This is a genomic window from Jiella pacifica (genome assembly GCF_010500815.1).
GTDB classification, from domain to species: domain Bacteria; phylum Pseudomonadota; class Alphaproteobacteria; order Rhizobiales; family Rhizobiaceae; genus Jiella; species Jiella pacifica.
The window spans coordinates 1-20,040 of record NZ_JAAAMG010000026.1 but is presented as its reverse complement, the minus strand read 5'-3'; the positions used below and the strand labels follow the sequence as shown (position 1 = coordinate 20,040).

The window sequence follows — 20,040 nt, the reverse complement described above, 5'->3', positions numbered from 1 at the left end:
TGCCGAATTGGGGCAGAAAGCCGGCGAAAACCGGCCCTGACGGGTTGATCATTGCGACCTTAAGCCATTTTAAAGTCCACATGGACACGGGCCGTTTCTCGGCTCATCATTCGTGCGCCCCAAACGGGCGCTTTTTTCATTCCAACGACGAGGTCTCGATGTCATCGCAACAGACTGAGATACCCGACGTGTCCGTGACCGACTACGAAGTCGGTCAGGACAATATCCAGCGTTTCGGGCTCGACATTCACAATCCGGTCTTCCCGATCTCGGCAAGCGTGATCATCGCGTTCGTCGCCTTCGCGCTGCTCTTCCCGGGGCTCGCCGACGGCTTCTTCGGCTGGCTGCGCCCGGCGATCACCTCGACCTTCGACTGGCTGTTCATTCTCGCCGGCGACATCTTCGTCCTGTTCTGCCTGGTTCTGGTGGTCTCGCCGCTCGGCAAGGTAAGGCTCGGCGGCCAGGACGCGCAGCCGGAATTCGGCTATTTCGGCTGGTTCGCCATGCTGTTTGCCGCCGGCATGGGCATCGGTCTGATGTTCTACGGCGTGTCCGAGCCCGTCACGCATTTTTCCGCTGCCATGGCAGGTGGCGCCGACGCCCCACTGATGGGCGCGCCAGGCGACACTGAGGCGGCGCGCCGGCTGGGCATGGCCGCAACCATCTATCACTGGGCGCTGCACCCTTGGGCGATTTACGCCGTGGTGGCGCTGGCACTGGCCTTCTTCAGCTACAACTGGGGCCTGCCGCTGACCATGCGGTCGGCGTTCTACCCGCTGCTCGGTGACAGGGCGTGGGGCTGGCCGGGCCACATCATCGACATCATCGCCGTCTTCGCGACGCTGTTCGGTCTTGCCACCTCGCTCGGCTTCGGGGCGGAACAGGCGGCCGGTGGCCTCAACTATCTCTTCGGCATTCCGGACGGAATGGTCAGCAACGTCGTTCTGATCACCCTCATCACCGGCGTCGCGCTCGTTTCGGTCGTCGCGGGCCTCGACGCCGGCGTCAGGCGCCTGTCCGAAATCAACATGGTGCTGGCGCTGTTGCTCCTCGTGTTCGTCTTCCTGGTCGGACCGACCTGGCAGCTGGTGCAGGGGATCTTCGGCAATACAGTGGCTTATGCGCGAGAGTTCATTCCGCTGTCGAACCCGTTCGGCCGCATGGACGATGGCTATCGCACCGGCTGGACGACCTTCTACTGGGCCTGGTGGATGAGCTGGTCACCCTTCGTCGGCATGTTCATCGCCCGGGTGTCGCGCGGCCGCACGGTGCGGGAATTCATCACCTGCGTCCTGATCATCCCGACCATCGTGTCGATCATCTGGATGACCGTCTTCGGCGGGACCGCGCTGACCGAGACGATCGGCGGCTTTTCCGGCATCGTCGACGCCGATCTCGAGGTGAAGCTGTTCGAGATGCTCGGCCAGCTGCCGCTCGCCCAGATCACCTCCTTCATCGGCATCGTTCTCGTCATCGTCTTCTTCGTCACCTCGTCGGACTCGGGCTCCCTGGTGATCGACACGATCACGGCCGGCGGCAAGATCGACGCGCCGGTGCCGCAGCGGATCTTCTGGGCGACGTTCGAGGGCCTCGTGGCGATCACGCTTCTGCTCGGCGGCGGGCTGGCAGCGCTGCAGGGCGCGGCGATCGCCACGGGCTTTCCCTTCGCGATCCTGTTGTTGTTCCTGTGCTGGTCGACCTGGAAGGGGCTCGCGGAGGAGCGCAAGCAGCCCTTCCTCGAGAAGATGAAGGCCAAGGGCTACAAGGTCTGATCTGACCGGAGAAGTCGCTATCTGGCGGCCGGCGCATCATGCGCCGGCCGCTTTTCGTTCAAGCGAAACGTTCGGGTAGTTCGAGCATGTACAACGTCCTCATCGTGGCGCTCGGCGGCGGCATCGGCGCGGCATTGCGGCATCTTTCCGGGATGGCCGCACTGCGGCTTCTCGGCGCCGGGTTTCCCTATGGCACGATGTTCGTCAACGTCCTCGGCTCCTTCGTCATGGGCGTCTTCATCGAGCTCCTGGCGCGGCGCTTCGGGGCCTCGGACGAATTGCGGCTGTTCTTCGCCACCGGCGTTCTCGGCGGCTTCACCACCTTCTCGTCCTTCTCGCTCGACACGGCCTTCCTGTACGAACGCGGCGACCTGGTGCTGGCGGCCGTCTATGTGATCGGCTCTGTCGTCGTCGGGGTGGCCGCCTTGTTCGCCGGGCTCGCGCTGGTGCGGGCGTTGGCGTGACGATGCGTCGAGACATCACCAGGAGCGCCGGATGCGCATTCTACTGACCGGATCCTCCGGCTGGCTCGGCCGGTTCCTGGCGCCGAAGCTGAAGGCGCGGGGCGACGTCGTCATCGGCCTCGACGTCGCGCCAGGCGCCGACACCGACGTCGTCGGCACCGTTGCGGAGCGGGCGCTGGTCGAAAGGGTCTTCACCGAACACGCCATCGAGGCGGTGATCCATGCCGGCGCGCTGCACAAGCCGGACATCGCCCGCTACGACCGGCAGGCCTTCGTCGACGTCAATGTGTCGGGGACGCTGAACCTCCTGGAGGCGGCCCTTCGCGCCGGGCACGACCGCTTCGTGTTCACTTCGACGACGTCGCTGATGATCTCGCAAGCCATCCGTGAAGAGGCGGGCGAGGCGGCGGTCTGGCTCGACGAGAGCACCGGGCCGCTGGCGCCGCGGAACATCTATGGGGTGACGAAGCTCGCGGCGGAAGGGCTGTGTCGGCTGTTTCACGCCGAGCACGGGTTGAACGCCGTGGTTCTCAGGACGGCGAGGTTCTTTCCCGAAGAGGACGACACGATCGACGACCTGCCGGGGGAGAACCTCAAGGCCAACGAATTTCTCAACCGCCGGCTGACGGTGGAAGATGCGGCCAGCGCCCATGTCGCGGCCCTCGACAGGGCGCCGGAGCTCGGCTTCGAGATCTTCGTCGTCTCGGCGCCGACGCCGTTCGAGCGGTCGGAGGTGGGCGAGTTGAAGAAAGATGCATCGGCGGTCATCGCCCGGCATTTTCCGCAAGCGGCGGAGCTATACGCGCAGAGGGGTTGGCAACTGCCGCGATCGATCGGCCGGGTCTATGACGCGGGCCGCATGGAACGCGTCCTCGGCTTTCGCTGCCGGACGGATTTCGCCGCGATCCTCCAGGCTGTGGAGGAGGGCGGCGAGCTGCCGTTCCACCATGATCCGGCTTATGTGTCTCCGAAGGAAGAGGCATCGGCCTCGACGTGACCGTGCCTCTGCCTCCACGCTGTCGGCAACGAGCAGGAGGAGTGGTCGCGGGATCGCTTCGAGGGCGCTTGTCTGGTCAGCGGAGCGACTGCAGGCCGCGGTCGAGAAGTTCGCGCATGAACCTTTGGTATTTCATACCCCGCCGCGCAGCCTCGAGTTTGATCGCCGCAAGCTGGCGTTCCGGCATGCGCATGGTGACGCGAGCCGACTTGTCGTCGAACTCGTGGTGGATCGGCTCGATCTGGCTCCAGTCATAGGCGGTTAGATCGGCTTCGGCGACGAACTGCTCGGCCGCTTCATCACTTGGAAGACTTGGCCAAGGCTTTTTGTCTTTGCTGCTCATAAAGATCGACCTCTTCCTGATGCATATAGCGGGCACTGATGGGCCGGATGAACGTTCCTTCCGGCGTCTCCCGATAGGCGATGACGACGAACACGTAGCGACCCGATGCGGCGGGAGCGGCGATTCGCCAACGTTCTTCAGACGGATGCGGGTTGACGACGCGAAAGTCCGCCACGCGGACCGCACGCTCGATCTCTTGGCGATCGACACCGTGCTTGCCGCATTTGGGCCAGTTTCCGGAATCCCACTCGAACCCGATGACCTGCATTTCTCAAGAAATGCACGTTTGTATGTACGTTTCAAGGCTGGGTCATTTCGGTTGCGACACCGGTCGATCGACGTCATGTGAGTGACGATTTCGACGTGCGCATGGATTGCCCGGCGGGGCCCAACGTCCGGCAAATTCACGACCTTCATTGCCCATCGCTCCGGCTTTCTTTAGGAAACGGCGAACAACCAATACAAAACAGAGGCGCAAGGCGCGAAATGGCGACTGTCGAGCAGAAGCGGGTGGAGGAGGACGAGGCGGGGCTCAGGCTCGACCGCTGGTTCAAGCTCCATTATCCGGGGCTCGGCTTCGGCCATCTGCAGAAGCTCCTGCGCTCCGGCCAGATCCGCGTCGATGGTGGGCGGGCGAAGTCGGACACGCGGGTCCAGCCGGGGCAGATGGTGCGAGTTCCGCCGGTCGGCAGCGATGCCAAGACCCTCGATACCAAGCCGCTCACCGCCAACACCATGAAGCACCGGGAGGACGGCGAGGTCCTGTCGAAGATGCTGATCTACGAGGACGACAAGGTCTTCGTCTTCAACAAGCCGGCGGGGCTCGCCGTCCAGGGTGGCTCGGGCGTCGTGCGCCACGTCGACATGATGCTGGAAGCCTGGCGCAACAAGAAGGGCGAAAAGCCCCGGCTCGTCCACCGCATCGACCGCGACACGACGGGCATCCTGGTGGTGGCGCGGACGCGAGGCGCGGCGATGCAGCTGACCAAGGCGTTCCGCGAGCGCGACACGCAGAAGCACTACTGGGCGATCGTCAAGGGTGTCCCGGTTCCGCATGAGGGGCGGGTCTCCACCTATCTCGCCCGGGAACAGACGGCGGACGGCGACCGCATGCGGATCGCCCAGCATGGCGACGACGGCGCCGACCATGCGCTGACCTACTACCGGGTGATCGACCAGCTGGCGCAGAACTTCGCCTGGCTGGAGATGCAGCCCCATACCGGCCGCACCCACCAGCTCCGCGTCCACGCCCTCCATATCGGCCATCCGATCATCGGCGATCCGAAATATTTCGAGCACGACACCAATTGGGAGTTTCCCGGCGGGGTGCAGATGCGGCTGCACCTGCATGCCCGGCGGATCGTCATTCCGCATCCGGACGGCAAGGGCGTGATCGATCAGGTCGCGCCGCTGCCGCCGCACATGGTCCAGACCTTCAACCTGTTCGGCTTCGACGAAGCCCAGCTGGGGGACTGAGGCTGCCATGAAGGCCGTTCTCTTCGACTGCGACGGCACGATCGCCGATTCGGCCGGGTTGATCTGCGCGATCATGGAGCGCGCCTTCCGGCGCTTCGATCTGGAGCCGCCGGCGCCGGAGGCGACCCGGGCGATCATCGGCCTGTCCCTGGAGACCGCCGTGCAGGCCTTGCGGCCGGGGCTCGGCGAGGCGGCTGTGCGCGAGGTGGCGGAAGGCTACCGCATCGAGTATCGCGCCGAGCGGGCCCGGCCGGATTTTACCGAGGCGCTGTTTGCCGGCATGGCCGAACTGGTGCGCGATCTGTCGGCGCGGGACGCGGTCTTCGTCGGCATGGTCACCGGCAAGTCCCGCCGGGGCGTCGCGGCGCTGACGGCCCATCACGGTATCGCCGAGTGTTTTGCTGCCGTGCGCACCGCCGACGACTGTCCGTCGAAGCCGCATCCGGCGATGGTGCTCGAATGCTGCGCCGAATTCGGCATCGGCGCGGAGCGGGCGGTGGTCGTCGGTGACACGACCTTCGACATGGAGATGGCCAAGGCGGCGGGGGCAAGGGCGTTCGGCGTCACCTGGGGCAGCCATTCGCCAGAGTTGATGCACGCGGCAGGGGCCGACGAGATCGCCCGCGACGTCGCAGCGCTGAGCCGGTCGATCGAGGCGTTTCTCGCCGGCTGACGGGAGCGTCGCCGGCTCGACTTCAAACGAAACGACTTTTCGCGGTCGATCGTCATCGAAAGGGCCCCCAATGTCGAACAACCCGCTTCTCGCCCGGCCGGATCTGCCGAAGCGCTTCTACCAGATCGTCGACGTGATCGAGACGCCGGACGGTTTCACCATCCTGCTCGACAAGCGACCGATGAAGACGCCGGCGCGCAAGCCGCTGGCGGTTCCCAGCCGCACGGTGGCGGAGGCCGTCCGGGCGGAATGGGACGCGCAGCAGGAACGAATCGATCCCGGCACCATGCCGATGACCCGGCTCGTCAACACCACGATCGACGGCATCCTCGACGATCCTGAGCCGGTGGCGGCGGATGTCGCCCGGTTCGCCGAGACGGATATGCTGTTCTACCGCGCCGGTGAGCCGGAGGGGCTGGCCGTGCGCCAGCGCCAGCGCTGGGACCCCGTGCTCGACTGGGCGAAGGATCGGCTCGGGGTGCGGTTCGTCCTGACGGAAGGGGTGATGCACGTCGCCCAGCCGGAAGATTCGCTTTCGGCGGTGCGCCGGCATGTCGCGACCTTCGCGGACGGCTTTGCGGTCGCCGCGCTCCACCAGGTCACCACGCTCACCGGCTCGGCGCTGCTGGCGTTCGCTCTTGCCGACGGCAGGCTGACGGCCGAGGAGGCCTGGGCACTCGCCCATCTCGACGAGGATTGGAACGTCGAGCAGTGGGGCGCCGACGACGAGGCGACGGCGCGTCGGGCCATGCGCTGGCAGGAGATGCAGGCAGCGGCAGCGATCCTGGATTCGCGCCGCGCAGGCTGATCGAATCGCTGGCTGGCCTTCCTGCGAGAAATCACCACCGGGGGTGCGGTCCACGACTAATACCAGCGGCCGAGCCGACCTCCTGACTCGCCGGGCCCCCCGAGGACTTTCCGGACGACGTCTCAGGCGGCCCGCAGCGACGACGGTGTGCGCACGCAGGCACGGCCGGACTGTTTGGCGGCGTAGAGGGCCGCATCCGCCGACCGGAGAAGTTCGTCCGGCGAGATGGGACGGTTGTCGGCGTCGTAGGCCGAGGCGCCGATGCTCATCGTCAGCTTGCTCGTCGGGCCGAGCCCAGGATTTCGGATCCGCGCCAGACTGACGGCCCGGGCGATCCGCTTGGCGACGGCCACGGCTCCGGCAAGATCCGTGCGCGGCAGGATGACGGCGAATTCCTCGCCGCCATAGCGGGCGCAGACGTCGCATTCCCGGCGGGTCTGGGCGCTGATGAGCTCGGCGATGCGCTTCAGGCAATGGTCTCCGGCGAGATGCCCGAGCGTGTCGTTATAAGCCTTGAAGTGGTCGATATCGATCATCAGGAGAGCAAGGGGGTGGTTCGTTCCGGTGGCGATCTGCCACTCCGCCTCGAGATACTCGTCGAACAGCCGACGATTGGGTATGCCCGTCAGCGAGTCCTGCCGGGCCAGGACTTCCAGCTTGTCCTGGGCTTCCTTCTGGACGGTGATGTCGCGCAACGTTTCGACGACGGCGATGAGTTTGCCATCCTCGTCGTGGATCGGGCCGGCGTCGATGGCGAGATACCGCAACCCGGCAACGATCGGCAGATGACACCAGTTCTCCGCCGAAAAAATGTCGCGGTCGGGATCGGTCGAACAGTCGACCGTGTAGAGCGAGGGGATCTGCGATCCCCCGTGAGCGATGACGAGGTCTGCCAGACAAGGGCGCTCCTCGGTATAGAATCCGGTCCAGTGGCGCTTGGTACCAATGACGTCTGCGGCTGCGATCCCCGTCAGCCGCTCGCAGGATTTGTTCCAGATGATCACGTGGCCGGTCTGATCGAGAACGAAGGTCGGGACGACCAGATGCTCCATCAAGCGCACCGCGAAGTCGCTATGGTGTTTCTTCGCCTTCATTCGAAAAGCTCTCCCACCGCCTCGCCATCAGGAAAGCAGACCTTCCATAACATATATTTAATTGGAGGTTGTGGGAGCCGTGGCTGACGCACGGAAAGCAAGCAATCGTGAAGTCAAAAATCAGATGCCGGCAAACCATTCGTAGCCGCGATCCTCCCAATAGCCGCCGCCGCCGTCGCCATGACCGTGCAGGTCGTCGGTGACGACCAAGGAACGGATATATTTTGCCATCTTGTAACCTAGCTGTCGCTCGACTCTGACCCTGAGAGGCGAGCCGTTCGCGACGGGCAGGACATCGCCGTTCAGGCCATAGGCGAGGATCGTCTGGGGATGGAGGGCATCGCGCAGGTCTATGGATTCGTAATACTTGATCGGGCCGCTGAAGCCGTTCTCGACCGTGTCGAAGCATTCGAACAGAACGAACCGCGCGGCGGGTTTGACTTTCGCCTGCTGGAGCAGCGAGGCGAGCGGGGCGCCGGTCCATTTGGCGATGCAGCTCCAGCCTTCGACGCAGTCGTGCCGGGTGATCTGGGTGCGGCTCGGCATCGCCCGGATCTCGTCGAGCGAGAATTCGACCGGCGTCTCGACGAGGCCGGAGATCTTCAGCCGATAAGGGGCGAAGTTCTGGTTCGCGAGCGCGAGATAGTCGGCGTCCCGCGGATTGGTGGAGCCGTTCGGCCGCTGCGGCTGGCGGATCTCGCTTTCGGAATATTCCCGGGCAAGATCGTCGCTCCCGAGCAGCAGGCGCTGGGCGCGGTAGGTCAGGGAGTTCGCCGTCTCGAGGACGTTGCGGACGGTCGAGTCGCGATCGCCGAGCGGGTCGAAACAGCCCGCGAGGGTCGCGGTGGAGGCGAGCGCCGCGCCGGTGAGAAAGCGGCGCCGGCTGAGGGCGAGGCGGGTCATGGGCGTTTCTCCGGGGTGGTGCGGTACCAGCCGGTCACGATCGATCGCAGCTCGTTGAGCGGGCCGGCGAGCACCACCATCAGGATGTGGATAACGAAGAACAGGAGGAGGGCGATCATGACGACGAAGTGGAGCGTCCGAGCAGTCTGCCGGCCGCCGAAGACGTCGAGCAGGATGGGGAACTTGGCGACGACGCCGGGCGACATGGTGAGGCCGGTGAGGATCATCAGCGGCAAGGCGACGAAAAGGACGCCGGCATAGGAAAGCTTCTGCAGGACGTTGTAGCGGCCGTCATGGACGAAGCGCAGGCGCAGATGGTCGGCGACGTCGCGCGGCAGGTGTTTCAGCTCCCGGCCGCTCGGCCACACTTCGCGCAGGTGGCCGTTGAACGCGCTGGCGATCAGCCAGACGAAGAGCGTCGCGACGAGGAGCCAGGCGAAGAAGAAGTGGACGACCCGGCCGGTGGCCAGATCCCGGTAGCCGGGGACCGTCAGCCAGCCCGGAAAGGCCTTTCGGGCGAGACCGTCGCCCTGCGGGACGAGGCCCAGCCAGCCGGTGGTGTCGAAGCTCGTGCCGAAGAGCGTCGTCACCCCTTGCATCTCGCCGTCGACCTGGCGGGCGCCGATCGACAGGACCGTGTTGTCGAAGCCGAAGCCAGACTGCTGACCGATATAGAGATCCGGCCTCGCCATGAAGATCTGCAGGCCGGAGAGCAGCATGAAGAACAGGCTGATGGCCCAGAGCCAGTGCGTCAGCCGGGTGGCGAGGCGCTGGCGGTAGACGAGCGCCCCTCCGCCTTTCGGCAGGTTATTCTCGGAAGCCTCGGCCTCGGTGAGCGTCACCATCTTGGGGATCTCCCTATGCAGCATCGCGCGGGACCGACGAGTTCCGCCGGCCGGCGTCGTTACGAGCCATTCGTCCAGCCGGGCCGGAAGGTTTCAACGACCTCTCCTTATCGTGATGGGGGCTGGCCGGTGAGCCGCGTCAGGATCCGGTGCAGGGCCTCGAGAAACCGGGCCCGGTCGGCGGCGGAGAAGGACGCGTTGTAGCCCTTCGATTCGCCCGTCTCGCGAAGATGCTGATTGAAGGCCCGCATCGACAGAGCCGAGCCGATGGTCTCGGGGGTGAACTCACGCCCCGTCGGACCGAGCGCGACCGCGCCCTTCTCCAATGCGCGCGAGGCCAGGGGAATGTCGGCGGTGACGACGACGTCGCCGGCCTTGCAGTTGTCGACGATCCAGTCGTCAGCGACGTCCGGCCCGTCCGGCACGACGACGATGCGGGCTTCAGGGTAGCGCGACGGCCGGATGCCGCCATTCGAGACGATGACGACGGCAAGCTGCCGGCGGCTGGCGACGTCGACCGCCTCGTCCTTCACGGGGCAGGCGTCGGCATCCACGTAGAGGGTGTGCATCGGCGAAAATCCATTCTGGTCCGGATCGAGCAGGTTTGCGGCAATTCCTGCTGCCGGTCAAAGACCCGCCGCGCCGTCGCACGAGACCTGGCACGCAAGCAGATATCGGCGGGCTATGCTGCGGATGCGAATTGCCTGATACTGGACCGGAAGGGATCACAGCCGATGACGAAAAGCCTGCATGTCGAAATTACCGGCCGGGTCCAGGGAGTGGGATACCGCGCCTGGGCCGAGGAAGAGGCAGGCCGGCTGGGCCTGTCGGGCTGGGTGCGCAATCGCCGCTCGGGCGCGGTCGAAGCGATTATCAGCGGCGAGGAGGCCGCCGTCGAGGCGATGCTCGAACGTTTGCGGGAGGGACCGGCCTGCAGCAGCGTCAACGATATCCGGGTGATCGGCGAGGTCGAGGCCTATGAAGGGCCGTTCGAGGTCCGGGCGACCGAGTGACGTCGACGGTCGAGCGCCTCGCGGCGCCCGGCCAGTGAGAGAACCGGCGCAGCTGGGTCAGCGGACGGACGGCGCGTCCACCGTCATCCCGAACACCGATTCGAAATTCCTGCGCAGGAGGCCATCGACCTCCGGCATGGAGGCCAGGATCCCGAGATCGGCGAGGCTGGTGACCCCGTGGCCGCGGATGCCGCAGGGGACGATGCCGGAGAAATGCGTCAGGTCGGGATCGACGTTGAGCGAGATGCCGTGGAACGTCACCCAGCGGCGCACCCGAATGCCGATGGCGGCGATCTTGTCCTCGGCGGTGGCGCCGTCCGGGGCGACGGGGCGCTCGGGCCGCCGCACCCAGACGCCGACCCGGTCCTCCCGCCGCTCGCCGGCGACGTGAAATTCCCAGAGCGTCGCGATGATCCAGGCTTCCAGCGCGGCGACGAAGGCGCGGACGTCCTGGCGGCGACGCTTGAGGTCGAGGAGGACATAGGCCACCCGCTGGCCCGGGCCGTGATAGGTGTACTGGCCACCGCGGCCGGCGGCGAACACAGGGAATCGCCGATCGAGGAGATCGCCGTCCCGCGCGCCGGTTCCAGCGGTGTAGAGCGGCGGATGCTCCAGAAGGAGGACCGCCTCGCTCGCCCGGCCGTCGGCAATGGCGCCGACCCGCGCCTCCATGGCCGCCAGGGCTTCCTCGTAGGGCGTCACGCCCTCGAGTACGTGCCATTCGACGGGGGGGCTGCCCGGCTGCGCGAAAAACGCGTCGGTTGCCGCGCCGAGCCGTGGTGCCGACGAAGGGCCGGGATCCTGCGACTGAGAAGCGGGATCCTGCGAACGAGAAGAATGAGAAGGTGTCATCGTCTCCATATAGCGAATAAGGCGCCGGGCGAAACGGGGCGCGGCGGAGCGCAGGCGAATCGGGCCGCGCCATCCACGCCAGTCCGCTTCCCGGTGGCGGCCCGGCCCTGGCGGCGTGAAGCCCTGCCGACCGGAAACCTTGTGATGACGGGGGCGCGAGATCTGCGGACGAGACCGATCTGAGCGTTTCGGGCGCACTGCGGCGGTCATTGCTGCGTCGGCGGGTGATTTCCGGCCGACCTGCCAAGTTAGCCCTTGTGCCGCCTGAAAAGTCTTGTTACACGCCCGCCACCGACGGCTTACGGCCCTCGGCAACACGGCGTGCGGTCGTGGCGGAATTGGTAGACGCGCAGCGTTGAGGTCGCTGTGGGGCAACCCGTGGAAGTTCGAGTCTTCTCGACCGCACCAGCCTTTTTCCCGGTGATATCGACGTTCGGGCGACAGCAGCTTCTGCTGGCGCTTTTCGCGTTTGGCAGGCGCAGCCTACAGGGATTTCCGTCGACGCGCAGATTCCGACAAAGTCCGATTCCCGACGACCGGGGAACCGAATTCCTCCTCGGGTCGGGACATTTCACGCGAAGGGCCATCGGTCCGCTGGCGGCGCGGCCGACATTGCATGGCGGAGGCCTGTCGGCCATGATCGCCAACGAACGCGAATTGGGACTTCGAGACTTTTGCTGATCGACAATCTTCTCCTGAGCGTCGGGGCCATGAAATCCGGCACGACGTGGATGCATCGTGTCCTCAATCGGCATCCGAAAATCATCTCGTCCCACGCCAAGGAAATTCACTATTTCGCCCATGTGCATCTGCCGGGCGAGACCGCGCTCTCGGCGCGGGAGCGGCTCGCCCGCGCGAAGTCCTACGCCGCCGTCGACCCGGAGAGTCACAGCCCGGCCAGCGTCCGTCGCCGCCTTTTATGGACCGCGAAGTATCTGAACGAGCCGATCGACGACCGCTGGTATGCCGATCTGTTCGACGAGCGTCCGCGCGACGTCTATCGCTCCGACTTCAGCAATCTCTACGCCCATCTCGGCCCATCGGGGTGGGACCACGTCCACCGCGTGGCCGGAACGGTGCGGGTCATCTTCACGATGCGCGACCCCATCGAGCGGCTCTGGTCGCATGTCCGCTTCAACACTCAGACCGCCGGCCGGAACGAGGGGATCTGGAAATGGACGCCGGAACAGCTCGAAGCCTATGTGCGGCGCGACGACATGTGGAAGCACGGCGAATACGGCGCGACGATACGCCGCCTGCGTGAGGCACTTTCCGAGCAAGAGCTGCGGTTGTTCTTCTTCGAGGACATCCACAGCGACCGGCATGCCTGGCTGCGTCAGATGGAGGAGCATCTCGGCCTCGAACCGTACGATTATCCGGCCGAGGTCGTGAATGGGCGCTACGCCGAGTCCACCGCGATCCCCATGCCGGAATGGTTCCCGGGACTCTTCAGATCGGACGTGGAGAGGATCGTCACAGAGCTGAGCGAACTCGGTCTCGAACCGCCGAGCCGCTGGCTGTCGCATTTCTCCGACGAAGCGGGGTCGAAGGCCCGACCCGGCCTGGTCGATGTGACGAAGAAGGTGCGGAGGACCCTGATGTCGCGCTTTCGCGCCTGACATCGAAAGGGTTTGGCTTAGGTTCCAGGTCCGGCGAATCCGCCCGAAGGATGAGCAGCGTCATCAGTTCCGGATCGTGAATGCGGCGACGGCTCCGGCGGCGGCCGGGAGAATTTGCGGCGAATCCGCCTGCCACGTGGTGGACAGGATTCGGGCTCCGTTGATGGAGATCGAGAAGGCCCGGGCGGAAGCACCGTCCACGGTGCCCGAGCGCCGGCTTTCGAGGAGAAGCCGCCTGGCCCGCACCGACATGCGGCCCCGATGACGAGGTCGGCCTCGTGTGGTTTGCCTGTGCCCGCCGCGGCCGCGAGACGTTGCGCAAGGTGGAGCATTTCGGCGATATCGGTCGTGATCCGATCCGGGCCAAATGCTTGCGCACGGCTCTGCTGATGATCAGGGAGATGATAGCTTGACCCCGACCGAACAGGCGAAAAACGATCAGGCTTCGATGGCTGCCCCGTTCCAGTCGATCCATCGCCACGGTTTCGTCCGCGTCGGCGTGGCGACGCCGAACGTCTTCGTCGCCGATCCCGCAAAGAATGCTGCCGCAATCATCGCGCAGGCTGCCGAGGCCGATGCCGGACATCTGGATCTGCTGGTCTTTCCCGAGCTTTGCCTGTCGGCCTACGCCATCGACGATCTGCTTATGCAGGACGCGCTGCTCGATGCCGTCGAAGACGGGATCGCCGCGATCTGCGGGGCGAGCGAGAAGCTGCGCACGGTGTTGCTCGTCGGGGCTCCACTGCGGCGCAACGGCCGCCTCTACAATTGTGCGCTTGCCATCGCCGGGGGGCGCATCCTCGGCGTCGTGCCGAAGCTGTTTCTCCCCAACTACCGCGAATATTACGAAAAGCGCTGGTTCGCGTCGGGTGCGGGGATGACGGGCCTGGAGATCGAGGTTGCGGGGCGGATCGCGCCGTTCGGGATCGATCTCCTGTTCGAAGCGAACGGTCTTGCCGACTTCGTCTTTCACATCGAGATCTGCGAGGACTACTGGTCGCCGGCGCCGCCCTCGACGGACGGCGCTCTGGCCGGCGCGCTGCTGCTTTGCAATCTGTCGGCGTCCAACATCGTCGTCGGCAAATCGGCCGACCGGCATTTGTTGTCGGCCGCGCAATCGATGCGATGCATGGCCGCCTATGTCTATTCCGCCGCCGGCCGCGGCGAGAGCACGACGGACCTCGCCTGGGACGGGCAGGGCACGATCTACGAGGCGGGTGATCTCATCGCCCAGTCCGAGCGTTTTGCTCAGCCGCCGCAGCTGATCGTCGGCGATGTCGACGTCGCCCGGCTGCGGCAGGAGCGTCTGCGCACCCCCACCTTCAACGATGCCGCCGCTCTTCGCGGCCATCCCGAGAAGTCGTTCCGCCGGGTCCGGTTCGACTACGCCCCGACCGCCGGCGACATCGGGCTCGTTCGGCCGCTGCGCCGGTTCCCCTATGTCCCGAATTCGCGCGAGCGGCTCGACGAGGACTGTTTCGAGGCGTTCAACATCCAGGTCGAGGGCCTGCGACGGCGGTTCGAGGCGACCCCGGGCGACCATATGGTCATCGGCGTTTCCGGCGGCCTCGATTCCACCCACGCCCTCATCGTCGCGGCCAAGGCCTGCGACCAGATGGGCCTGCCGCGCTCGACGATCCTTGGCTACACCCTGCCGGGCTTCGCCACGGGGGACGAGACGAAGGCGAACGCGCTCGGCCTGATGGAGGCTTTGGGCGTCGCGTCCGAAGAGATCGACATCCGCCCTGCGGCGCGGCAGATGCTCGGCGACATGGGCCATCCCTTCGCGTCAGGCGAACCCGTCTATGACGTCACCTTCGAGAACGTTCAGGCGGGGCTGCGCACCGACTATCTCTTCCGGCTGGCGAACCAGCGCCATGGCTTCGTGATCGGCACCGGCGATCTGTCGGAACTGGCGCTCGGCTGGTGCACCTACGGCGTCGGCGACCAGATGAGCCACTACAACGTCAATGCAGGTGTTCCCAAGACGCTGGTCCAGTATCTGATTCGCTGGACGGTCCGGACGCAGCAGTTCGACCGGCGGACGGGCGAGCTACTGACACAGATCCTCGACACGGAGATCTCGCCTGAACTGGTGCCGGCCGATGCCACGGGCGCAATCCAGAGCACGCAGTCGAAGATCGGGCCCTACGAGCTGCACGACTTCTTTCTTTTCCATATCGCGCGCTACGGTCAGTCGCCCTCCAAGGTCGCCTTCCTGGCCTGGCACGCGTGGAGGGATGCCGAGGCCGGGCTGTGGCCGCTGGAGTTTCCGCAGGGATCGCGCAACGAGTACGATCTGGCGACCATCGCCAAGTGGCTCGAGAGCTTCCTGATGCGGTTCTTCCAGACCTCGCAGTTCAAGCGCTCGGCGCTGCCGAACGGGCCGAAGGTCTCCGCCGGGGGCAGCCTGTCGCCGCGCGGCGACTGGCGCGCGCCGTCCGATGGCACGGCCGCCCCCTGGATCGCCGAGCTGCGCGCGGCCCTGCCGAAGGGTCTGTGAGTGCAGGGGCGGCGGACCAACGCGCCAGGCCGGAGCGCGACGTACCGCCAGTGCGGCGGCCGATGCCCTTGGTGGCTCGCACTGTGAAGTCGAGGAGCCGGAAAGGGCGGCGCGGCCGCAACATGGGCCGCGCACCGTGACGAGAGGCGTTGTCTCGACTACTCCTGGACGGCCGGCGCCATGCCGAGTGCCTGCATGTACAGGTCGAGAATCGCCTCCTGCTCGTTGCGCTCGTCGGCGTCCTGCTTGCGCAGCGAGATGACCCGGCGCAGCACCTTGGTGTCGAAGCCGTTGCCCTTGGCCTCGGCATAGACGTCCTTGATGTCGTCCGAGATCGTCTTCTTTTCCTCTTCGAGACGCTCGATCCGCTCGACGAAGGAGCGGAGCTGATCCTGCGCGACTCCGTTGACGTCAGACATGTGGCACTCCGTTTTTCATGGACCTTGTTGGGTCGCCAGCCTTTAACGGGCTTTCCTAAGGCTTTCGTTACCATGGCGTCGAGGGCGGCACGAACCGGGCGGTCGGATGGCGGATGTGGAGAGCGAGGATGAAGACCGCGACTTCGGCAAACGGAGCGTCGCCGGGCGCCGGCAACCGGGGCCGGCGCCGACGTGAGGCTCTCGGCTTCCTGCGTCAGTGGTTCTTGGGCGCGTTGGCGGCGAAGGCCTGACTGGCCTCTGCGGAGGCTTCGCGCTGGTGCTTCTCCCGCCATTCGTCATAGGGCATCCCGTAGACGATCTCGCGGGATTCCTCCTTGCTCATCGCGATGCCATCGGCTTTGGCGGCGTCGCGGTACCAGTTCGACAGACAGTTGCGGCAGAAGCCGGCGAGATTCATCAGGTCGATGTTCTGCACGTCCGTGCGCTCCCGCAGATGATCGCGGAGCCGGCGGAAAGCGGCGGCTTCGAGGGCGATGCGCTGGCCTTCGGACAAATCCTGCATGTCCTGTCTCCCTTGTTCACGTACTCCGGCTGATATCGGCCTTCGGGCGGTCGGCATCAACACTTGGAATGAAGGGCGAGGGCGGGATGGGCGCAGGCGCGGCGCGAGCGTCGGGGGTGGAGCGGCTTTGCGGCAGGACGACAAGCGGCTTATGTGGGTGGCGGCATCATGTTCGCTCCACCGAATCGCCGGAGCCCTTCGCCTCCATGAGCCAGTACGAGACACGACCGCCCGGAGCGACGCTCGCCGCAGCATCGGACGAGACGGCGGCGACGGCGGGAACGGCGACCGTGGCCGTCGTCGACGCGGCCATGGCCCGACCGGTGATGACGGCCGGCATGGCGCTGGGGCTTTTGATCCTCGGCGCGGCGGCGATGGGGATATCGCCGGTCTTCGTCAGGCAGGCCGAGGTCGGGCCCTTCGCCAGCGCCTTCTGGCGGGTCTTCGCCGCTTTGCCGCTGCTCGCCCTCTGGGCGATGGTGGAAAGGCGAGGGCAGCGGCGGCGCTCGGCAGCCGGCCGAATGCCCGTCGATCCGCGGGTTCTCGGGCTCGCCGGGCTGTTCTTCGCCGGCGATCTCGCCTTCTGGCATCTCGCCATCGTCCACACGACGATCGCCAACGCGACCTTCTTCGCCTGTCTCGCGCCGCTCTGGGTGGCGCTGCTGTCACGAATGACGATCGGCGAAGCGGTCGGTCGCAGGACCTGGGTGGGGCTCCTGATCTGCGTTCCCGGCGCCGGGCTGTTGATCCTGCAATCGAGCACCGGCGCCGGCTCGCTTCTCGGCGACAGCTTCGGCCTCGCCACCTCGCTGTTCTTCGGGCTTTATTTTCTCGCCGTCCGGAAGGCGCGGGGCGGGCTGGGCGCCGGCACGACGACGCTCGTCTCCAGCCTCGTTACCGCGGCGATCCTTCTGCCGATCGCGCTTTATTCCGGCGAGGAGCTGCTTCCAGCCACTTCCACGGGCGCGATGAACATCGCCGCGCTCGGCCTCGTCAGCCATGCCGGCGGCCAGGGGCTTCTGTCCATCGCGCTCGGCGTGCTATCGGCTTCCTTCTCGTCGCTGGTGATCTTCGTCGAAGCCGTGGCGGCGGCGCTGTTCGCCTGGGTCTTCGCGGGCGAGACGCCGCAGCCGGCGCAGATCGCCGGCGGGTGCATCATTTTGATCGGCATCTTCGTGGCGCGGCCGCGCCGCACCATCCCCGCGTCATCACGGCGTGTTAGAGATGATGCCACGGGAGTTTCCGGCCGTTGACAGGGCCTGACGCAACGCAAAAACTGCGGATTGAGAGTTGATCGATTTCAGGACATTTCACATGAAGCTTGCTGGCGTCATCGCAGCGCTGCCGAAGCCCTTCCGACTGGCCCTTCTGGCCGCCGCCGGCTTCATGCTGAGCGCGCCCGTGACGGCGGTCGGGGCGCGGGCGGACTTTCGGGTGTGCAACGGCACCCAGTCGCTCGTCGGCGTCGCAATCGGCTACCGCGTCGAGGCCGGCTGGACCACCGAAGGTTGGTGGCGGATTCCGGCGACGACCTGCAAGTCGATCATCGAAGGACCGCTCTCCTCGCGCTACTATTACGTCTATGCCGAGGACGCCGACGGCCGCAGCCGCTGGGCGGGGCCGGTCGATCTCTGCATCGCCGAGAACGAATTCAAGATCACCGGACGCCAGGATTGCCTCAAGCGCGGCTATCAGCGCACGGGTTTCCGGGAATACGACACTGGGGAGCAGGCGAGCTGGATGGTACAGCTCACCGAGGCCCCGCGAAATGAATCGGGGAATCAATGAGACGCAACCGTAGGGTCAAGATCCTCGCGACCTTGGGGCCTGCCTCCTCGTCCGAGGAGATGATCCGCAAGCTGCACGAGGCGGGGGCAGACGTCTTCCGCATCAATATGAGCCATGCCGACCACGACTTGATGCGCGCGCTCGTCGGGCGGATCCGCAAGGTCGAGGGCGATGTCGGCCGGCCGATCGGCATCCTCGCCGATCTGCAGGGACCGAAGCTGAGGGTCGGCAAGTTCGCCGAGGGCAAGGTGGCGCTGACGCTCGGCCAGACCTTCACCCTCGACGACAATCCCGAGCCGGGCGACGCGAACCGCGTGCAACTGCCGCACCCGGAGATCCTGGAGGCCGTCGAGGTCGGCCACCGGTTGCTCATCGACGACGGGCGGCTGCAGCTCGAATGCGTCGCCACCGACAGCCATCACATCGAATGCAAGGTGGTGGCCGGCGACAAGATCTCCGATCGCAAGGGCGTCTCTCTGCCGGACACGACGCTCGCCACCGGCGCCTTGACCGACAAAGACCGGAAGGATCTCGACGCGGTGCTCGCCGCCGACGTCGACTGGGTGGCGCTGTCCTTCATCCAACGGCCGGACGATCTGGCCGAGGCGCGCAAGATCGCCCGCGGCCGAGCGTTCCTCTTGTCGAAGATCGAAAAGCCGCAGGCGGTCGAACGGCTCGACGAGATCATCGAACTCTCCGACGCGATCATGGTGGCGCGCGGCGATCTCGGCGTCGAGCTGCCACTCGAAGCCGTGCCGGGCATCCAGAAGCGTATCACCCGAGCGTGCCGCAAGGCCGGCAAGCCGGTGGTCGTGGCGACGCAGATGCTGGAATCGATGATCTCCGCTCCGGTGCCGACCCGCGCCGAGGTCTCGGACGTCTCCATCGCGGTCTATGAGGGTGCCGACGCGATCATGCTGTCGGCCGAATCGGCGGCGGGCGACTATCCCGTCGAGGCGGTGGCGACGATGGACCGCATCGCCCAATGCGTCGAGAAGGACCCGCTCTATCCGGGCATCATCTTCGCCCAGCGCCCGGAGCCGGAAGCGACGGGAGCTGACGCCGTGTCGCTCGCCGCACGGCAGATGGCCGAGACGCTCGGCGTCGCCGCCATCGTCACCTATACCGCCACGGGCACCACCGGTCTGCGTACGGCCCGCGAGCGGCCGCAGATCCCGATCGTCGCGCTGTCGCCGGTGCTCGCCACGGCGCGGCGGCTTTCGCTGGTCTGGGGGCTGCACTGCGTCGTCACCGAGGACGCCCAGGACCTCGACGACATGGTCAACCGGGCCTGCCGGATCGCCGTCGAGCAGAAATACGCCAAGTCCGGCGACCGCGTCATCATCACCGCCGGCGTGCCGCTCAGGACGCCGGGCGCGACCAACCTGTTGCGCATGGCCTATATCGGCTCGGACGGGCTGTCGGCGGTGTGATGAGAGGGATCGGGACCGAAACGCCGCCGGTTGCGTTTCGGTCGCCGACCAGAGCAGGTTCTTTGTCGTCGCGTGGGTCCTGACGCTTAGTCATTCTCGGGCGCCGTCCCGAGAATCCAGGGGCGGCCGCCGCTGCATTGACCGCTAACGCCCTCTGCCGCTGAAGCAAAAAGCGCCCGACGATCTCTGGATTCTCGGGACGGGGCCCGAGAATGACGGCGCGTTGGGGTTGGCGCCTCCAGAGTGTGCACGCCGCTGTCGCTCACCTGCTTCGCATCGAGCCGTCTGAAGGCGTTTTTTGGCGATTTTGCGAAAGCTGCAGGGCTTGTCCCGAGAATGACGCCGAGGTCGGGTTAAAGCCGCGAAATCGGGCAGTTGGATCATATCCTAGAGCGTCGGGCGTTTAATCTGCAACACAGCCTGCAGCCTTGAAGTAGTTCCAGCATTCGTCGGGTGTGAAGAGGGCGCAGATGTCGCCGACGGCCCGCCAGAGTTGGTCCAGAGTGCGGGCGGCC

At 66.0% G+C, this 20,040-nt stretch carries 21 protein-coding genes, 1 tRNA gene and 2 pseudogenes; 14 read left to right on the top strand and 10 right to left on the bottom strand.

Annotation, left to right across the window (positions count from 1 at the left end):
- Positions 1 to 158 precede the first annotated feature (158 nt).
- The 3 genes from GTK09_RS22860 to GTK09_RS22850 all read left to right on the top strand — a co-directional run bounded on the left by GTK09_RS22860 (position 159) and on the right by GTK09_RS22850 (position 3,233).
- Positions 159 to 1,772: a BCCT family transporter gene (locus GTK09_RS22860; RefSeq protein ID WP_163465724.1), complete on the top strand. Its 1,614-nt coding sequence runs from the start codon at positions 159 to 161 to the stop codon at positions 1,770 to 1,772.
- Positions 1,773 to 1,858: 86 nt separating this feature from the next.
- Entirely contained in the window at positions 1,859 to 2,236 is a 378-nt protein-coding gene (gene crcB / locus GTK09_RS22855; protein ID WP_163465723.1) for a fluoride efflux transporter CrcB, read from the top strand.
- A gap of 31 nt (positions 2,237 to 2,267) precedes the next feature.
- A complete protein-coding gene (locus GTK09_RS22850) occupies positions 2,268 to 3,233 on the top strand; it encodes an NAD-dependent epimerase/dehydratase family protein (RefSeq protein ID WP_163465722.1) in 966 nt (321 codons plus the stop codon).
- Between the two features lie 76 nt (positions 3,234 to 3,309).
- Here GTK09_RS22850 and GTK09_RS22845 read toward each other — a convergent pair whose 3' ends face one another.
- Together GTK09_RS22845 and GTK09_RS22840 are read right to left on the bottom strand one after the other, a co-directional pair.
- Positions 3,310 to 3,576, bottom strand: coding sequence for a CopG family antitoxin (locus GTK09_RS22845; RefSeq protein ID WP_163465721.1), 267 nt, complete (start codon positions 3,574 to 3,576; stop codon positions 3,310 to 3,312).
- Positions 3,533 to 3,844, bottom strand: a complete 312-nt coding sequence (locus tag GTK09_RS22840; RefSeq protein WP_163465720.1) for a BrnT family toxin — start codon at positions 3,842 to 3,844, stop codon at positions 3,533 to 3,535. Before GTK09_RS22840 ends, GTK09_RS22845 begins: the two co-directional genes overlap by 44 nt.
- Before the next feature lie 218 nt (positions 3,845 to 4,062).
- On the opposite strand from GTK09_RS22840, the gene GTK09_RS22835 reads away from it, so the two are divergent.
- From GTK09_RS22835 to GTK09_RS22825, 3 genes are all read left to right on the top strand, one after another.
- Positions 4,063 to 5,052 (top strand): RluA family pseudouridine synthase, encoded by a 990-nt coding sequence (locus GTK09_RS22835; protein WP_163465719.1) that lies wholly within the window; start codon positions 4,063 to 4,065, stop codon positions 5,050 to 5,052.
- Between the two features lie 7 nt (positions 5,053 to 5,059).
- Positions 5,060 to 5,725, top strand: a complete 666-nt coding sequence (locus GTK09_RS22830) for an HAD-IA family hydrolase (protein ID WP_163465718.1) — start codon at positions 5,060 to 5,062, stop codon at positions 5,723 to 5,725.
- A 70-nt stretch (positions 5,726 to 5,795) separates the two neighbouring features.
- Positions 5,796 to 6,533: an ATP12 family chaperone protein gene (locus tag GTK09_RS22825; RefSeq protein WP_163465717.1), complete on the top strand. Its 738-nt coding sequence runs from the start codon at positions 5,796 to 5,798 to the stop codon at positions 6,531 to 6,533.
- A 122-nt stretch (positions 6,534 to 6,655) separates the two neighbouring features.
- Here GTK09_RS22825 and GTK09_RS22820 read toward each other — a convergent pair whose 3' ends face one another.
- The 4 genes from GTK09_RS22820 to GTK09_RS22805 all read right to left on the bottom strand — a co-directional run bounded on the left by GTK09_RS22820 (position 6,656) and on the right by GTK09_RS22805 (position 9,944).
- On the bottom strand, positions 6,656 to 7,627 hold the full coding sequence (locus tag GTK09_RS22820; RefSeq protein WP_163465716.1) for a sensor domain-containing diguanylate cyclase: 972 nt from the start codon (positions 7,625 to 7,627) through the stop codon (positions 6,656 to 6,658).
- A gap of 120 nt (positions 7,628 to 7,747) precedes the next feature.
- Positions 7,748 to 8,530: a molybdopterin-dependent oxidoreductase gene (locus tag GTK09_RS22815; protein ID WP_163465715.1), complete on the bottom strand. Its 783-nt coding sequence runs from the start codon at positions 8,528 to 8,530 to the stop codon at positions 7,748 to 7,750.
- Positions 8,527 to 9,375: a cytochrome b/b6 domain-containing protein gene (locus GTK09_RS22810; protein ID WP_163465714.1), complete on the bottom strand. Its 849-nt coding sequence runs from the start codon at positions 9,373 to 9,375 to the stop codon at positions 8,527 to 8,529. Before GTK09_RS22810 ends, GTK09_RS22815 begins: the two co-directional genes overlap by 4 nt.
- 107 nt (positions 9,376 to 9,482) lie before the next feature.
- On the bottom strand, positions 9,483 to 9,944 hold the full coding sequence (locus GTK09_RS22805; protein WP_163465713.1) for a YaiI/YqxD family protein: 462 nt from the start codon (positions 9,942 to 9,944) through the stop codon (positions 9,483 to 9,485).
- Between the two features lie 165 nt (positions 9,945 to 10,109).
- Between GTK09_RS22805 and GTK09_RS22800 the strand changes: the two genes are divergently transcribed.
- Positions 10,110 to 10,388, top strand: a complete 279-nt coding sequence (locus GTK09_RS22800; RefSeq protein WP_163465712.1) for an acylphosphatase — start codon at positions 10,110 to 10,112, stop codon at positions 10,386 to 10,388.
- Between the two features lie 57 nt (positions 10,389 to 10,445).
- Here GTK09_RS22800 and lipB read toward each other — a convergent pair whose 3' ends face one another.
- Positions 10,446 to 11,240 (bottom strand): lipoyl(octanoyl) transferase LipB, encoded by a 795-nt coding sequence (gene lipB, locus GTK09_RS22795; protein WP_246218083.1) that lies wholly within the window; start codon positions 11,238 to 11,240, stop codon positions 10,446 to 10,448.
- A gap of 323 nt (positions 11,241 to 11,563) precedes the next feature.
- On the opposite strand from lipB, the gene GTK09_RS22790 reads away from it, so the two are divergent.
- The 4 genes and pseudogenes from GTK09_RS22790 (at position 11,564) to GTK09_RS22775 (ending at position 15,362) form a co-directional block, all read left to right on the top strand.
- Positions 11,564 to 11,648 (top strand) — tRNA-Leu (locus GTK09_RS22790).
- Positions 11,649 to 11,914: 266 nt separating this feature from the next.
- Positions 11,915 to 12,859: a sulfotransferase gene (locus tag GTK09_RS22785; RefSeq protein WP_163465710.1), complete on the top strand. Its 945-nt coding sequence runs from the start codon at positions 11,915 to 11,917 to the stop codon at positions 12,857 to 12,859.
- Positions 12,860 to 13,128: 269 nt separating this feature from the next.
- A pseudogene (locus tag GTK09_RS27615) lies at positions 13,129 to 13,272 on the top strand (CinA family protein); the annotation flags it as partial.
- A 35-nt stretch (positions 13,273 to 13,307) separates the two neighbouring features.
- The gene (locus tag GTK09_RS22775; RefSeq protein WP_163465761.1) at positions 13,308 to 15,362 is read left to right on the top strand and encodes an NAD(+) synthase; all 2,055 of its coding nucleotides are present in this window, start codon (positions 13,308 to 13,310) and stop codon (positions 15,360 to 15,362) included.
- 158 nt (positions 15,363 to 15,520) lie between these two features.
- Here GTK09_RS22775 and GTK09_RS22770 read toward each other — a convergent pair whose 3' ends face one another.
- Complete coding sequence (locus GTK09_RS22770; protein WP_163465708.1) at positions 15,521 to 15,781, bottom strand: DUF2312 domain-containing protein; 261 nt, start codon at positions 15,779 to 15,781, stop codon at positions 15,521 to 15,523.
- Between the two features lie 214 nt (positions 15,782 to 15,995).
- Positions 15,996 to 16,304 carry a DUF1244 domain-containing protein gene (locus GTK09_RS22765; protein ID WP_163465707.1) on the bottom strand — a complete coding sequence of 103 codons (309 nt, stop codon included), beginning with the start codon at positions 16,302 to 16,304 and terminating at the stop codon, positions 15,996 to 15,998.
- Positions 16,305 to 16,510: 206 nt separating this feature from the next.
- On the opposite strand from GTK09_RS22765, the gene GTK09_RS22760 reads away from it, so the two are divergent.
- The 3 genes from GTK09_RS22760 to pyk all read left to right on the top strand — a co-directional run bounded on the left by GTK09_RS22760 (position 16,511) and on the right by pyk (position 19,525).
- A complete protein-coding gene (locus tag GTK09_RS22760) occupies positions 16,511 to 17,557 on the top strand; it encodes a DMT family transporter (RefSeq protein WP_246218081.1) in 1,047 nt (348 codons plus the stop codon).
- Between the two features lie 61 nt (positions 17,558 to 17,618).
- A complete protein-coding gene (locus GTK09_RS22755) occupies positions 17,619 to 18,092 on the top strand; it encodes a DUF1036 domain-containing protein (protein WP_163465706.1) in 474 nt (157 codons plus the stop codon).
- Positions 18,089 to 19,525 carry a pyruvate kinase gene (pyk, locus tag GTK09_RS22750; protein ID WP_163465705.1) on the top strand — a complete coding sequence of 479 codons (1,437 nt, stop codon included), beginning with the start codon at positions 18,089 to 18,091 and terminating at the stop codon, positions 19,523 to 19,525. Before GTK09_RS22755 ends, pyk begins: the two co-directional genes overlap by 4 nt.
- Positions 19,526 to 19,928: 403 nt before the next feature.
- Here the strand turns inward: pyk and GTK09_RS27610 are convergent.
- Positions 19,929 to 20,040, bottom strand: a pseudogene (locus GTK09_RS27610) (IS630 family transposase); the annotation flags it as partial.